The following is a 14,025-nucleotide window of genomic DNA, read 5'->3' on the forward strand; positions in this document are numbered from 1 at the left end:
GTTTGAGTGGAGGCGGCGCAGTGACGCCGCGATCGGGCGAAAAAAGCCCGCAGGGCGCGTCCGATCGCGGTGGCACGCAGCCGATGGAGCGAAATAGGTTGAGACCGCGGAGAGGTGAAGAAAACGGGTGGAACGGGCCGCGCAGCGGCCTCCAACTCGCGGCGCTCCGTCGCCGCTGCGCGAGCGAAGCTCGCGCCCCGGACCGGGGAAGACCGGGGAGTGTGAGGGGGTCGCCCCTCACGGATGCCGTCGCCGGCCCTCGGGGCGGTGGCTTCCGCAGTTCCGTGGACACCGGGTCCGTGTCCGCGTCGACCCGCTGGTCTCTGCAGTTTCTCGAGGCTCTTGTCGCGCCTCTCACCACCTCGAAGGAGCGGCAGAGGAGGCGCGGCGTCGCGGCGGCGTCAGTTCGCGGCGTCAGGGGTTACTGGATCGCTGAATCGTGATCTGTGCTGGTGAGGTGTCGGAGGCGCTCGAGCTTGTCGATCGCTGCGGCCGCTTGGGAGCTGGGGTGGGTGATGTCGCGTCGGCCGTGTTCAGCGGCGGCTTCGCCGCTGGGGAACAGGGGTACGTCGCTCGTGTAGGTGAGGCAGGCGGGGTCGAGGTGATGACGGAGGACGCCGAGGCGTACGGCGAGTAGGTTCGCGGGGTTTGCGTGGCCGAGCCACCCTGCGCAGGCGCATCCCTCGTCGAGGTGGCAGAGGAACACCGCGGTCGGCTGGTCGGGGACGTCGGCGTCGTATCGAGGGAGTTTCGCGTACTCGTCGGCGTCCCAGATCCCGGAGGGTACGTTGACACGGTAGGGGCAAGAAGCGCAGGGAGCGGAGCGCGGGACGACCGGGTCCTCGTGCGGGAGTTGGTCGGTCATGGCTGTCCTGAGCGGTGTGGGCTGTCGTTGCGGGCGGTGGAATTCCACGGGGCGGAGTGGGAAGTCGACGAGGCGGTCAGCGATCCGACTTGTCGTCGGCAGAGTCGGTGCTGCGGCGTTGCGCCCGTCGCTCGGCGGTCGTGAGGACGGCGGTTGCGCGGGTGAGGTTGGGGCCGATGGCGTCGGCTTCGAGGACGCGGCCGGTGCGGCGGCTCTCTCCTTCGCCCCAAGTGACGGTGCGCTCGTAGCCGACGACTATCACGGCGTCTCCTCGGTGGAGGGAGGCGAGCACGTGCTCGCCCAGCTCGAACTTTGCTTCCACGAAGTGCGTCGTCGGCGCCTCGTGCGCAGTCCACTCTCCCCCGCGAAACTCGCCGGTGTTCTCGATGACGCGCAGCTTGACGATCTGCACGCGGCCCGCCTGTACGGCCTCGGGGTCGGCGGCGAGATTGCCGGTGATGGTCCTCGTGCTCATCTGTCGTCTCCGTAAGTTTGGTGGTGGCCCGAGGGGGCCGGATGTGGCTTATCTGTCGTCGCCGTTCGTGTGGCTCAGCAGGAGTGGCCGTCCGGTCCTCTGGGGTGCCCCTGGCCGCTAATTGAGATGTGCGTTTCGGTCGCTGTTTACGGAGATGACGGTTGGGTGCTCCTCGGGCCTTCACGAGGCAGGTCACGACTGAGGAGGACGGGTTGAATGATCAACGAGCTCACGTCTGGGTGGGCATCGATGCAGGAAAGGCGCATCACTGGGTGACAGCGATCGACGACCAGGGCGCGATGCTCTGGACGAAGAAGGTGAGCAACGATGAAGGCGCGATCCTCGATTCGCTCGCCGAAGTGCTCGCCCTTGGCGAGAACTTCACCTGGGCAGTCGACATCGTAGGCACGACATCTGCGCTGCTGCTCGCCCTGCTCGCAAGCCACGGCCAGTCCGCGCTGTATGTCCCGGGACGGATCGTGAACCGGATGGCCGGCGCATACCGCGGCGAAGCGAAGACGGACGCCCGTGACGCCTACGTGATCGCCGAGACGGCGCGGCACCGGCATGACCTAACCCCGATCAGGCTGCCGGTCGAGATCATCGCTGACCTCAAGCTCCTGATAGCCCACCGCGGCGATCTCGTCGCCGATCGCGTCCGCATGCTCAACCGGCTTCGCGATGTCCTGACCGGCGTTTTCCCCCGCCTCGACCGGGCGTTCGACTACGCCAAACACAAGGGCGCGCTCACCCTCCTCACCGGCTACCAGACGCCCACCGCGCTTCGCCGGATGGGGCAGGTGCGCCTAACGAAGTGGCTGGGTCGCCGTGGTGTGCAAGGCGCTCCGGCGGTTGCGGAGGCTGCTCTCGCGGCCGCAAGTGGCCAGCAGACGCAGATCGGGAACGAGACGATCGCGGCGCAGATCATCGCTGACCTCGCAACGCAGATCCTCGCCCTCGACAAGCGCCTTCAAACGCTGGAGAACCAGATCACCACGACCTTCCGAGCGCACCCGCAGGCGGAAATCATCGAGTCGATGCCCGTGCTGGGCCCGATCCTCGGAGCCGAATTCCTTGCAGCAGCCGGACCGCTCGACAACTACGCCGACGATGGCCACCTCGCCGCCGCGGCCGGGCTGATCCCTGTTCCGCGCGACTCCGGACGCCGGACCGGGAACATGCACCGGCCGAAGCGGTACAACCGACATCTGCGCCGCTCGCTCTACCTGTCAGCGCAGACCTCCATCATCCGCGAAGGACCGAACCGCGTCTTCTATCTCAAGAAACGCGGCGAAGGGTACAAGCACACGCAGGCGCTTCTTGCTCTCTCTCGACGACGTGTGAGCGTGCTCTGGGCGCTACTCCGAGACAATCGCACATTCAGCGAAGCACCTCCGATTCGCGCTGCGTAGATCGGCGACGCGCCGCCGGACGACCGGCTCGCGACCTACCCTCCATTGCCCATCTCCAGACTCGAGCAAGTCGTCAGTGTCGTTCCTTCCGGGATCGCGAACAGAGGCTCGCCCTATGGCGGTTGACGTGAGGCTCATCAGTTCACACGGGCGCCTCGCGAGAGGAGTTCGGCGGCGGCAGCCAAGTGCTGTTCAAGCGCGGCGCGCTCCTGATCGGTCAGGTGCGGTGTGAAGTTGGTGAGTGCTGATCCGAGTGGTTCGTCGGCCCGTTGGAGTATCGCTGCGCGTGTGGTGCTACTGAGCTCGACCTGAACCCTGCGGCGGTCTCGATCGTCGGTCGTGACGGACAGTGCGCCTGCGGCAGCGGCGGCGTGGATGATCCGCGACACGAGGCTCTGCGCCAGCCCGGTTCGGTCCGTGACCTCTCGGATCGATGCCCCCGGGTGCCGCGCGACGTCTTCGAAGACAGCGAGCTGACCTGCGTTGACGCGGTCCGCGCCCACATTCCCGGTCGCCTCAAGTGCGATCTCGCGGAGGGTGCGGGCAAGACGGTGAAGTTCTGACGCGCGCATGTACTCATTCAATCACTAGTGATACTGTCGATCCATCACCTGTGATCGAAATGGAGCGGACCGATGCAGTGGAACTGGGGCGCGGCGAACCAAATTCTGGACGACGTCATCATCGCGGCGGGGATCATCATCCTCATCATCCGCCAGTTCATCTGGCGCTCGACGCAGCTGCATCGGATGTTGCGACTGCCCGTCGTGATCATCGGAGCTGGGCTCGTCTACCTCGCTGTTGAACTATGGGGCGGCTTCCGCTGGGTCGAAGCGGACTGGATCATCATCGGCGAACTCGCCCTAGTCACCGTGACCGGAACGATCATGGGTCTGGTCACTCGGTTCAGGACGACCAACGCGCAGCTCCAATACAAGCTCAGTACCCCTGGGGTCTGGTTGTGGGGTCTCTTCATCATGATCAGGGTCGGATCGTTCTACCTGGCCTCCGCGCTCGCAGCGAACTTGGCAGAAGCCACTGGGTTGATCCTGCTGTCCTTCGGAGCCAACCGGCTTGCCGCCATTCTCGTCGTGCGAAAACGCGCAAGATCGCTCCTCGCCATAGAGCCCGGCGACGTCGTGAGCAACGCATCGTGACACACTCGATGCGACACTGACTCCCGAAGGCCGCCGTCAGCTAGCTGAACTGATCGTTATCCCAGGCGCGCCGCCGAACGGTTCCAACGCTCACCGTCGACCGGGTGATCGTGGGCCTCGCGCCACGGAAAAGACAGTCGGGACGCCTTGACGTGCTCATTGAGACTCCTGCTCGTGCGGTTCGTTCGTCCCGTCGATGTCGACGGGACCTCCTCCGCGGCATCAGCCGCAGGGGTGTCGATGAGGGCCGGCTCGATGCCCCAGGACGCCAGAGCGTCGCGCCGGGTGACCTCGACCGGCGGCTCGGACAGCGCTCGGCGCTGTTCGAGCTCGGCGCGCGTCGAGGCGTAGGTCGGGAGGCGTCGCTCGTCGCCGTAGGCGGCGCGGTAGAGCCGGTCGGCCAGGAAGTCGAGCGCGTCGATTTCTCCCTGCCGATCGGCCTGCCCTGCGAGATACCCGGCCCGGTACTCGTCTCTCGAGGCATCCGGGCCGGTCACGCGGCGTGCTTCTCGATGAGGTCGGGACGAAACCCCGACAAGTGGTCCTGATCGCTCGCGACGACCACGGGGGCGGCGGAGTAGCCCAGCTCCTCCGTGACGTACGCGAGCGCGGCAGGGTTGGTGGTGATGTCTACGACGGTGTACTCGATGCCCTCCTTCTCGAGAACCCGGTAGGTCCTGGTGCACTGAACGCACGACGGCTTCGAGTAGACAACCAGCACCATGACTCTCACTCCCCTTCCGCGGTCTGGTGGGCGTCACCCTCGTCGTCGTCGGTGGCGTGCTGCGCGATCCATAGGTCCGCGGCCTCGTCCCGTCCGAATGCTCGCAGGAGTCCGGCCAGCGCGTCGACCTCGACACAGGTCAACCTGACGGCCAGATCACCGGCCAGGTCCTCGCGTGCGAACACGGACACGAACTCGGCCAGCGCGTCGGTGAGGGTCGGTGCCTGCGGTTCGGTGGCGGTGGAGTCGTTCATGGTGGGTCCTCTCGTCGTCGGTGATGTCAGGTCCGGGCGGTGCTCTTGTCCTGTCCTTCCCCTCGTTTTTTGCCGGGATTCTCAATCAGATTTGTCAAGCCAGCGGGGGTGGTCTGGCTCGTCTGTTCGTCCTTCTCTCCCAGCGTTTTTTTGCCTGGAAGGCACGTAGTGCCGAGCAGGGTCGGAGGTGGGAGCGCAACCCGGAGGGCGGCGGAGGAGAGGTTGTCGGCGCGATGTGAGGGAGCGCAGCGACCGCGTGCCGAAAACCTTGGAGGAGCCGGCCGCGCAGCGGCTTGCGTGGACGCCGCAGGCCCGTACGCTGCCGAAGGCTTCCAGGCAAAAATGCGCGCAGCGCTCAGCACCGCCGCCGACCGGAGGTCGGCGTCCGCTCGGGTCCGTGAACCGCGACGCTCGTCGCGGCGGCTCTCAGTGGTCTTCGGTGAGGTGGCGGTAGATGGTGCCGCGGGAGACGCCGAACGTCTCGGCGATCTGCTGAACCGTGTAGGTCTTCTCGTCGTACATCGCGCGCGCCTGCTTCGCCTTCGTGGGCGTCATCTTGAAGCGTCCGCCGCCCTTGCGTCCGCGGGCTCGGGCGGCGGCGAGGCCGTCGTGGGTGCGCTCGACGATGAGGTCGTGCTCGAACTCGGCGATCGCGGCGAGCATGTGGAAGAACAGCCGCCCGCCCGGAGTGGTGGTGTCGATGCCCTGGGAGAGAGCCTTCAGTCCGACGCCGCGCTGCTGGAGGCCGTCGGCCACCTCTTTCAGGTTCCGCACGGACCGGCCGAGGCGGTCGAGCTTGGTCACGACGAGGGAGTCGCCCTCGCGGAGGTAGTCGAGAGCGTCCTCGAGCGCCGGACGCTTCGCGAGCACTCCGGAGGCGTGCTCCACGAAGACCTTCGCGCAGCCGACGGCCGTGAGCGCGTCGGTCTGGGCGTCAGGGTTCTGGTCTCTGGTCGAGACGCGCGCGTATCCGATCGAAGCCATGGGCCGACTGTACTGCGAACGAACTTGACGGGTCATAGGTCTCGGACACGAGCCGTGGAACACGGCGCGCCGATTGGGCCGTTCCGCTGCCAACCGTCTCGTGAACGATCGTTCGCGAACACCTCGGCAGTGGTCGCTCAAATCGATTTCTGTCGATAACATCGGTGCATGCCGATTGATCACGTGCGGGGCACCTCTGCCGCCGTCTCCCTCTTTCACTCTTTGGCCGACCCGAAGCGTCTCCAGATCGTGCGGCGACTTCAGCACGGTGAGGCTCGGGTCAGTGATCTAGTGGCGGAGCTGGGCGTGGCGCAGTCGACGGCTTCTGAGCACATGAGCTGCCTGCGCGAGTGTGGCCTGGTCGTGGGGCGTGCAGAGGGACGGCAGGTGTTCTACTCGTTGGCCCGTCCGGAGCTGATCGATCTTCTCGAGTCCGCTGAGGCACTTTTGGAGGCGACGGGGTTCCAAGCGGATCTGTGCGGCACGTTCGGGGCGGAAGCACGGAGCGCACGTGACGTGGACGCTGCCGCATCGGAGGTCCGTCGGGGCGTGGAAGTGGCGCCGTGATCGGCACTATCGCGGCGGCAATCGGACTGTTCGCTGCGACGAACATCGATGACATCGTGGTTCTGACGGTGCTGTTCCTCGCGTCCGCCCGTGGCTCGCTGCCGGGCTGGAAGGTTGTGGCGGGGCAGTACCTCGGCTTCGCGACTCTCGTCGCGATCAGCGTCGTTGCCGCCGCCGGGTTGACGATCATCCCGGATGAGTGGGTGGGGCTTTTGGGCCTGATCCCGCTGGCGATCGGTCTGTACGGGCTCATCCGCACCCTGCGCAGCAGGGGCGATGATGACGACGACGATGACGAGAGTTCGATCAGTGCGGTCGGGCTGCTGGGCGTTGCGGGGATCACGATCGCGAACGGCGCGGACAACATCTCCCTCTACACGCCCGTATTCCGCACGAGCCCGATCGCGGACACGGTGGTCACGATCATCGTGTTCTTCCTCCTCGTCGCGGTGTGGTGCCTGATCGCTCGCGTCGTCGGCACGAACAAGACGGTGACCGAGCTGTTGGAGAGGGTCGAGCACTGGCTCGTGCCTGCCGTATTCATCGGCCTGGGTCTGTTCATCCTGATCGAGTCGGGTGTTCTGCCTCGACTCCTCGAGCTGTTCTGATGCCCGCCACGCGCAGGCTCGTCCTCCGAGTGGCTTTCATCGCTGCGCTGATCGCGGCCGCGTTCGGTCTTGATCAGCTCACGAAGAGCTGGGCCCTGACAGCGCTGGAAGACGGACGCACGATCGAGCTCGCTCTCGGAGCGCGGTTCGAGTTGATCTTCAACCCCGGCGTCGCCTTCGGGATGGGCTCCGAGCTGGGACCTGCACTGGCGGTCGGACTGATCGTCATTCTTGTGACCCTCACGGTGTGGGTGTTCGTGCGGACCATCCGCGGGGCTCCGCTGGGTGGACCGGCACTTCTCGCTCTCGCCGCCGGCGGTGGCGCAGGGAACATCTGGGACCGCATCAGCCGAGCCGCGGACACGCCGCTGGGCGGAGAGGTCGTCGACTTCATCGCGGTCGACTGGTTCGCGATCTTCAACGTCGCCGACATCTTCACCACCTGCGGCATCGCCGGCTGGGCCCTCCTGCAGGTCTTCGGCAGAGCGGACGCGCCCCAACCACAGACGAGCGAAACCTGATCGAGGCGCAGCCCTGAGCCTCACCGTTCGCCGGATCACGGCGCCGTCCCCTTGTTTCTGCCGACCACCGGCCTGACAGAAAGCACCACCCGTGAAAACCAGCACCAAGGTCAACCTGATCGCCATCGCCGCGGCTGTCTTCGTCGTCGCGGTCATCGCCGCGATCGCGATCTTCCGGCCCTTCTCCGCCTCCCGCGAAGAGGTCGCCGCCGCGACGCCCGTCCTCGAGCAGAACACCCACATGCTCGATCAGGCGGAGGACGGGAAGGTGACGCTGGTCGAGTTCCTCGACTTCGAGTGCGAGGTCTGCGCGGCCGTCTACCCGACCATCGAGCAGCTGCGTGAGGAGTACGCAGGCCGGGTCACCTTCGCGACCCGCTACTTCCCGATTCCCTCGCATCGCAACTCCGAGAATGCCGCTCTCGCCGTCGAGGCAGCAGCGCGGCAGGACCGGTTCGAGGAGATGTACGACCGGATGTTCCAGACGCAGGCGAGCTGGGGCGAGAGCCAAGACTCCAAGGCCGACGTGTTCCGCGGCTTCGCGGAGGAGATCGGCCTCGACCTGGAGCAGTACGACGCGGATGTGGCCGACCCGTCGACGCTCGAGCGGGTGCGCTTTGATTTCGAGGCGGGCAAGGACCTGGGGGTGCAGGGCACGCCGACGATCTTCGTCAACGACGAGGCGATCCAGCTCGAACGCCTCGAAGACATCCAGGCCGCTCTCGACGCCGCTCTCGCCTCGTGAGCGCCCTCAGCCGCCGCGCCCTGCTGGCCCTTCCCCCGCTCGCGATGATCGGCATCGGGACCAGCGGATGCGCGCGGGACGACCTCGCGGAGCAGTACCGCGGCGGGTCGAACAAGAACTACGTCGCCGGTGACGGCACCGTCATCGAATGGCCTGTCGGCAGCCGCGGCGAGCCGGTCGACTTCGCCGGAACGAGCGAAACGGGCGACGCGATCAGCTCCGAGGATTACCGCGGGCAGGTGCTCGTCGTGAACTTCTGGTACGCCGCCTGCGCCCCCTGCCGCGCCGAAGCACCCGACCTGCAAGCGCTGCACGAGCAGTACGACGGGAACGGAGCGGCGTTTCTCGGTGTCAACGTTCGCGACCAAGCCGACACCGCCACCTCGTTCGCGAACACCTACGGCATCACCTACCCCTCGATCATCGATACCGACGCCGCCGTGGCCCTCGCGTTCTCTGGGAAGTTCGCCGCGAACGCCGTCCCTACCACCCTCGTGCTCGACGTCGACGGCCGACCCGCCGCGCGGATCCTCGGCCGGGTCACCGCCCGCTCCATCCTCGACACCCTCATCGCGGACACCATCGCGGAGGCGGCATCGTGAACTGGGGAGAGGCTGTGTTCAGCGGCCAACTCCTGCTCGCCGCGCCCATCGCGGTCCTCGCCGGCCTCGTCTCGTTCGCGTCCCCGTGCGTGCTCCCCCTCGTCCCCGGCTACCTCGCCTACATCGGCGGAAACCCCGACCTCGCCACAGGCAGCCGGCGCCGCCTCGTCGCCGGAGTGGGCCTGTTCATCGCCGGTTTCGCCGTCGTCTTCATCGCCTACGGCGCCGCGTTCGGCGCCCTCGGGACATGGCTGCTCGAATGGCAGGACACCGTCACCCGCATCCTCGGAGTGCTCGTGATCCTCATGGGCGTCGTGTTCATCGGGCAGGTCCGGTTCCTGCAACGCACCATCCGCCCCCGCTGGAAACCCGCGACCGGACTCGCCGGAGCACCCCTGCTCGGTGTCGTGTTCGGGCTCGGCTGGACACCCTGCTTCGGGCCCACCCTCGCCGCGATCTCCGCGCTGAGCCTGGACGGCGCCTCCGCCGGCCGCGGCGCGTTCCTCGGCCTGCTGTACTGCCTGGGCCTGGGACTGCCGTTCCTGCTGATCGCCCTCGGATTCTCCTGGGCCGCCACCGCGACCAGCTTCCTCAAATGCCACATCCGCACCATCAACCTCCTCGGCGGAGGGCTACTCATCCTCATCGGCACCGCCATGGTCAGCGGCCTGTGGACCCAGTTGATCTACCGCCTCCAGAACCTGATCAACGGATTCGTCCTCCCCATCTGACCCGTCACCCCCGCCCCGAGAGGACCACCGAATGAGCGCACTCACCCCCGCCGAGACCGAACAGCTGACCCGACGCGGGCTGCGCCTGGCGCAGTTCACCGTCGCCTACAACGTCATCGAGGGCATCGTCGCGATCGCGGCCGGTATCGCCGCGGGACTCGTGTCCGTGATCGGGTTCGGCATCGACTCCGGCATCGAGTCGATCGCCGCCGTGCTGGTAGGGCTGCGCCTGGCGGCGCGGCTGCGGCATGGTGAGGCGGACGAAGCGAAGGAGCGGCGCACGTTGAAGTTCGTTGCCGTGACGTTCTTCCTCCTCGCCGCCTACGTGAGCATCGAGGGCATCCGCAGCCTGATCGCGGGTGACGCTCCCGAGTCCTCCCCGGTCAGCATCGTGCTCCTGATCCTCTCGATCATCGTCATGCCGGTCCTTGCGGCGGTGAAAACGCGTGTCGGGAAGAGGCTCGGAGACCCCCTGATCCTCGCGGACGCAGCGGAGACTCGGATCTGCGTGCTGTTGAGCGTCTCCACCCTCGTCGGGCTCGTCCTCTACGCCCTCACTGGAGCCGCGTGGCTTGACCCGGTTGCAGGGTTCGTCATCGCTCTCTTCGCCATTCACGAGGGACGCGAGGCCTGGGAAGGCGAGCTCGTAGAAGACGACGATGACGATGACTAGAGCGGGCGCCGACAGGCGAGCCACGAGCGGGCTGACGATTGATGTTCCGGGGCAGACACCCTCAACCTCAGAAGTGCTCTCCTCGGGTGCGACGCGCACGGCGGGAGGATGATCGGAGAATGATGATCGAGGTTCTTCACATCGACGACTGCCCGAACTGGAAGGACGTCGGCCCTCGCCTGGACCAGGCGCTGAAGTCCACCGGCCACTCCGACATCCCCGTCACCTACCGGCTTCTGGCGACACCGGAGGACGCCGCCGGCGTCGCTTTCGCGGGTTCCCCGACGATCACCCTCGACGGGGAAGACCTGTTCCCGTCGGGCGGGCGGACCACGGATCTTGCCTGTCGGATCTACTTCACGCCGAGCGGGCTGGCGGGTCTTCCGACGACGGAGCAGCTCGTGGAAGCGATCGCTGCCCGTGAACCCTGATTCCTCCGTCACCTGTTCCTGCTGCGGACGGGCCCGCCGTCGACGTCAGGTTCACGCACTCAACGATGGCGCCGCGTACGTGTGCCGGCGGTGCGGGCTCTGGATAGCGCTGCGCCCGGGCAGCGATCACCCCCGCGCCTCCTCATTGTCTCGGCGCTGACACGCCGGAACTCAACGCCGGTCAGGTCGTTCGGGTTGCTCTCAGCCCGATCCGGGTGCGGCCGCGAGGCTTGAGGACGGACAGGGCGGTGATAACCACGAGAACGACGGCGCCGCCGGCGGTCGCGACGACCAGTTGCGTGCGGGTTCCCTCGAGCGTGGAGGGGATGAGCCCGTGGCGGGCGGCGAGGGACATCGTCTCGATGAGGCGCGTGTGCAGCAGGAGGACTGCGGTTGCGAAGACACTCAGCCACAGCTTGATCGCCACCCAGTAGTGGCGCACCAGTCCCCAGTGCGTTCCGAGGCCTTGCAGGATTCCGGTGGCGAGGGAGGCGAGGGCGAACGGGATGATGACGAACGTCCCCAGCGGGTCCAACGCCAAGTAGGCGCTTCGGACCGTGAAGGGGTCGCTGCTGGTCGCTCCGACGAGCGCGATCGCGAGGAACGCGCCCACCGCGCCGAACCAGCCCACGGACACCAGGACGTGGACGGTGAGGGCGACTCGGCGAGCTCGCGGGCCGAGCATCATCAGTGATTCATCATCTGCGCCCCGCCGCCGGTGAGCAGGTGCACGACGATGAAGCCGATCGCGAGGACGACGACGACCATGAACACCTTCACCCAGCGGGGGCGCTCCGGGACGGGCGACGGCGTGCCAGACGGGTTGGAGTCACTCATGCGCTCAGCCTAGGCACCCGCCCAACCCATCCCGTATCGATGTGGTGCGTTGCCCCTGCCCCGACATCTTCGGTCAAGTCGGGAATCTTCCGCCCGATCACCCCGTTGTCTGATACCCCCGGGGGGTATACCGTCGGATCAGGCCGGAAGCGGCCGGAAGGAGTCATGATGGCGCAGCACCACCTGCACGATGACGAGCACGAGAGTGATCACCGCACCGTCGAAGCACGCGACGTCGACGCGGGAAGGACAGGTCATCACGTGAGTACGGCCCCTGACGGGCACGCCGGGCACCAGATGCGCGGAGCGCCTGATCCTCACGCAGGCCACAACATGACGGCGGGCGCTGCCGGCCACGGCGGCCACGGCGGCCACGGCGGCCACGGCGGCCACGGCGGCCACGGCGATCATGTCGGCCAGTTCCGGCGGTTGTTCTGGATCATGCTGGTGTTCGCGGTGCCGGTGGTCGTGTTCAGCGGCATGTTCTCGATGATCCTGGGCTACTCCCTCCCCGACGTTGCGGGAGTCGGCTGGATCTCGCCGGTGCTCGGGACGGTGATGTACGTCTGGGGCGGCCGGCCCTTCCTGCAGGGCGCGGTGTCGGAGCTGCGCTCGAGGACGCCGGGGATGATGCTGCTGATCGCGTTGGCGATCACGGTCGCGTTCCTTGCGTCGTGGGGTGCGAGCGCGGGGCTCGTGGATCACGAGCTGGACTTCTGGTGGGAGCTGGCGCTGCTGATCGTGATCATGCTGCTCGGGCACTGGATCGAGATGCGCTCTCTCGCGCAGACGTCCTCCGCGCTGGACTCTCTCGCGGCGCTGCTGCCGGATGAGGCGGAGCGGGTGCGCGAGGGTGAGGTGGAGAAGGTGTCTCCCGCGGACCTGGTGCAGGGGGATGTCGTGGTCGTGCGTCCCGGCGGCCGGGTGCCGGCAGATGGCCGGGTCCTCGAGGGCACCGCGGACGTGGATGAGTCGATGATCACCGGGGAGTCCCGTGCGGTCAGTCGCGGCCCGGGGTCGATGGTCGTGGCCGGCACGGTCGCCACGGACACGGCGTTGCGGGTGGAGGTGACGGCCGTCGGAGACGACACCGCTCTCGCCGGCATCCAGCGCCTGGTCACGGAGGCGCAGAACTCGTCCTCCCGGGCGCAGCGCATCGCCGATGTCGCTGCCGGGTGGCTGTTCTGGTTCGCGTTGGGCGCGGGAGTGATCACCGCGATCGTGTGGTCGCTACTGGGCAGCCCCGACGACGCGGTGATCCGCACCATCACGGTTCTGGTCATCGCGTGCCCGCACGCGCTGGGACTCGCGATCCCGCTGGTGGTGTCCATCGCGACCGAGCGCGCCGCGAAGGGCGGCGTCCTCGTCAAAGACCGTCTCGCGTTGGAGAGCATGCGCACGGTGAGCACGGTCCTGTTCGATAAGACGGGCACCCTGACCAAGGGCGAGCCCACTCTTGCCGCCGTGCACACCGTCGACGGGGTGAACGAGGAGCAGCTGCTCGCGGTCGCCGCGGCGGTCGAGGCGGACAGCGAGCATCCCCTCGCGCGGGCGATCGCGGGAGCCGCGACTAGCCGCGGCGTACAGGTGCCGGAGGCGACCGGCTTCCAAGCGTCGACCGCTGTCGGCGTCACGGCGCAGGTCGAGGGCCGCACGGTGAGCGTCGGCGGACCGTCGATGTTGCGCGCGCACGACGCGGTCGCGCTCGAGCAGACACGCGCGTGGGAGGCGGAAGGGATGATCATCCTGCACGTCCTCCGTGACGGTCAGGTCATCGGTGCCCTCGGGCTCGCGGACGAGGTGCGGGAGGAGTCCCGGCAGGCTGTCGACGCGCTGCACGCGATCGGTGTGCAGGTGGTCATGATCACCGGCGACGCGGAAGCGGTTGCCCGCACCGTGGGCGAGGAGCTCGGCATCGACCGGGTGTTCGCCGGCGTGAAGCCGGAGGACAAGGCCGCAAAGGTCATCGAGTTGCAGCGCGAGGGCCGACGAGTCGCGATGGTCGGCGACGGCGTCAACGACGCTCCCGCTCTCGCGCAAGCCGACGTGGGAATCGCGATCGGCGCGGGCACCGATGTCGCGATCGCATCCGCCGGGGTGATCTTGGCCTCCGATGACCCCCGGTCGGTGCTGTCCGTGATCGAGCTGTCCCGGGCGAGCTTCCGGAAGATGAAGCAGAACCTGTGGTGGGCGGCCGGCTACAACCTCCTCTCCGTCCCCCTGGCCGCCGGAGTACTGGCCCCGATCGGTTTCGTGCTGCCGATGTCGGTGGGAGCTCTGCTGATGTCCGCATCGACTGTCGTGGTCGCTGTGAACGCGCAGCTGCTGCGTCGGCTGGACCTCACCCCTGAGGCCAGCACGCGGTCAGCGCTGGCTCGAGGGGGAGACGGTGCCTCGCAGCCGCGAGCATCGCGCCACGAGGTCACCGAGCTGTCGTAG

20 protein-coding genes are annotated in these 14,025 nt (G+C 67.3%); 11 read left to right on the plus strand and 9 right to left on the minus strand.

Features of this window, described 5'->3' with window-relative positions; genetic code table 11:
* Positions 1-421: 421 nt before the first annotated feature.
* Complete coding sequence (locus tag MT355_RS20635; RefSeq protein ID WP_243600988.1) at positions 422-865, minus strand: DUF6283 family protein; 444 nt, start codon at positions 863-865, stop codon at positions 422-424.
* Positions 866-941: 76 nt separating this feature from the next.
* On the minus strand, positions 942-1,340 hold the full coding sequence (locus MT355_RS20640) for a single-stranded DNA-binding protein (RefSeq protein ID WP_243600989.1): 399 nt from the start codon (positions 1,338-1,340) through the stop codon (positions 942-944).
* 212 nt (positions 1,341-1,552) lie between these two features.
* Between MT355_RS20640 and MT355_RS20645 the strand changes: the two genes are divergently transcribed.
* The gene (locus MT355_RS20645; protein WP_243600990.1) at positions 1,553-2,752 is read left to right on the plus strand and encodes an IS110 family transposase; all 1,200 of its coding nucleotides are present in this window, start codon (positions 1,553-1,555) and stop codon (positions 2,750-2,752) included.
* A 137-nt stretch (positions 2,753-2,889) separates the two neighbouring features.
* Here the strand turns inward: MT355_RS20645 and MT355_RS20650 are convergent, their stop codons facing one another.
* A complete protein-coding gene (locus tag MT355_RS20650) occupies positions 2,890-3,324 on the minus strand; it encodes a MarR family transcriptional regulator (protein WP_243600991.1) in 435 nt (144 codons plus the stop codon).
* Positions 3,325-3,387: 63 nt separating this feature from the next.
* Between MT355_RS20650 and MT355_RS20655 the strand changes: the two genes are divergently transcribed.
* Entirely contained in the window at positions 3,388-3,909 is a 522-nt protein-coding gene (locus MT355_RS20655; RefSeq protein WP_243600992.1) for a hypothetical protein, read from the plus strand.
* Between the two features lie 56 nt (positions 3,910-3,965).
* Here the strand turns inward: MT355_RS20655 and MT355_RS20660 are convergent, their stop codons facing one another.
* The 4 genes from MT355_RS20660 to MT355_RS20675 form a co-directional block, all read right to left on the minus strand.
* Positions 3,966-4,406, minus strand: coding sequence for a hypothetical protein (locus MT355_RS20660; protein ID WP_243600993.1), 441 nt, complete (start codon positions 4,404-4,406; stop codon positions 3,966-3,968).
* Positions 4,403-4,633, minus strand: a complete 231-nt coding sequence (nrdH, locus tag MT355_RS20665; protein WP_243600994.1) for a glutaredoxin-like protein NrdH — start codon at positions 4,631-4,633, stop codon at positions 4,403-4,405. Before nrdH ends, MT355_RS20660 begins: the two co-directional genes overlap by 4 nt.
* 5 nt (positions 4,634-4,638) lie before the next feature.
* The gene (locus MT355_RS20670; RefSeq protein ID WP_243600995.1) at positions 4,639-4,887 is read right to left on the minus strand and encodes a hypothetical protein; all 249 of its coding nucleotides are present in this window, start codon (positions 4,885-4,887) and stop codon (positions 4,639-4,641) included.
* Positions 4,888-5,313: 426 nt separating this feature from the next.
* Positions 5,314-5,871: a recombinase family protein gene (locus MT355_RS20675; RefSeq protein ID WP_243600996.1), complete on the minus strand. Its 558-nt coding sequence runs from the start codon at positions 5,869-5,871 to the stop codon at positions 5,314-5,316.
* A gap of 168 nt (positions 5,872-6,039) precedes the next feature.
* Between MT355_RS20675 and MT355_RS20680 the strand changes: the two genes are divergently transcribed.
* The 8 genes from MT355_RS20680 to MT355_RS20715 all read left to right on the plus strand — a co-directional run bounded on the left by MT355_RS20680 (position 6,040) and on the right by MT355_RS20715 (position 10,749).
* The gene (locus tag MT355_RS20680; RefSeq protein ID WP_055794452.1) at positions 6,040-6,438 is read left to right on the plus strand and encodes a helix-turn-helix transcriptional regulator; all 399 of its coding nucleotides are present in this window, start codon (positions 6,040-6,042) and stop codon (positions 6,436-6,438) included.
* Positions 6,435-7,046, plus strand: coding sequence for a cadmium resistance transporter (locus tag MT355_RS20685; RefSeq protein ID WP_055794455.1), 612 nt, complete (start codon positions 6,435-6,437; stop codon positions 7,044-7,046). The genes MT355_RS20680 and MT355_RS20685 overlap by 4 nt, the downstream gene beginning before the upstream one ends.
* Positions 7,046-7,567, plus strand: coding sequence for a signal peptidase II (locus tag MT355_RS20690; RefSeq protein WP_055794457.1), 522 nt, complete (start codon positions 7,046-7,048; stop codon positions 7,565-7,567). Before MT355_RS20685 ends, MT355_RS20690 begins: the two co-directional genes overlap by 1 nt.
* Before the next feature lie 91 nt (positions 7,568-7,658).
* Positions 7,659-8,312, plus strand: coding sequence for a thioredoxin domain-containing protein (locus MT355_RS20695; protein ID WP_082481720.1), 654 nt, complete (start codon positions 7,659-7,661; stop codon positions 8,310-8,312).
* On the plus strand, positions 8,309-8,914 hold the full coding sequence (locus tag MT355_RS20700) for a TlpA disulfide reductase family protein (protein WP_104233615.1): 606 nt from the start codon (positions 8,309-8,311) through the stop codon (positions 8,912-8,914). The genes MT355_RS20695 and MT355_RS20700 overlap by 4 nt, the downstream gene beginning before the upstream one ends.
* Positions 8,911-9,645: a cytochrome c biogenesis CcdA family protein gene (locus MT355_RS20705; protein WP_243600997.1), complete on the plus strand. Its 735-nt coding sequence runs from the start codon at positions 8,911-8,913 to the stop codon at positions 9,643-9,645. The genes MT355_RS20700 and MT355_RS20705 overlap by 4 nt, the downstream gene beginning before the upstream one ends.
* Positions 9,646-9,676: 31 nt before the next feature.
* Positions 9,677-10,318, plus strand: coding sequence for a cation diffusion facilitator family transporter (locus tag MT355_RS20710; RefSeq protein ID WP_055794460.1), 642 nt, complete (start codon positions 9,677-9,679; stop codon positions 10,316-10,318).
* 119 nt (positions 10,319-10,437) lie between these two features.
* On the plus strand, positions 10,438-10,749 hold the full coding sequence (locus tag MT355_RS20715) for a hypothetical protein (protein WP_055794463.1): 312 nt from the start codon (positions 10,438-10,440) through the stop codon (positions 10,747-10,749).
* 181 nt (positions 10,750-10,930) lie between these two features.
* Here the strand turns inward: MT355_RS20715 and MT355_RS20720 are convergent, their stop codons facing one another.
* Positions 10,931-11,437: a DUF2269 domain-containing protein gene (locus MT355_RS20720; RefSeq protein ID WP_219812995.1), complete on the minus strand. Its 507-nt coding sequence runs from the start codon at positions 11,435-11,437 to the stop codon at positions 10,931-10,933.
* Entirely contained in the window at positions 11,437-11,586 is a 150-nt protein-coding gene (locus MT355_RS20725; RefSeq protein ID WP_243600998.1) for a hypothetical protein, read from the minus strand. The genes MT355_RS20720 and MT355_RS20725 overlap by 1 nt, the downstream gene beginning before the upstream one ends.
* A gap of 165 nt (positions 11,587-11,751) precedes the next feature.
* Between MT355_RS20725 and MT355_RS20730 the strand changes: the two genes are divergently transcribed.
* Positions 11,752-14,025: a heavy metal translocating P-type ATPase gene (locus MT355_RS20730; RefSeq protein ID WP_374204671.1), complete on the plus strand. Its 2,274-nt coding sequence runs from the start codon at positions 11,752-11,754 to the stop codon at positions 14,023-14,025.

The sequence above is a fragment of the Rathayibacter sp. VKM Ac-2929 genome (genome assembly GCF_022815495.1).
In the GTDB taxonomy this organism is placed as follows: domain Bacteria; phylum Actinomycetota; class Actinomycetes; order Actinomycetales; family Microbacteriaceae; genus Rathayibacter; species Rathayibacter festucae.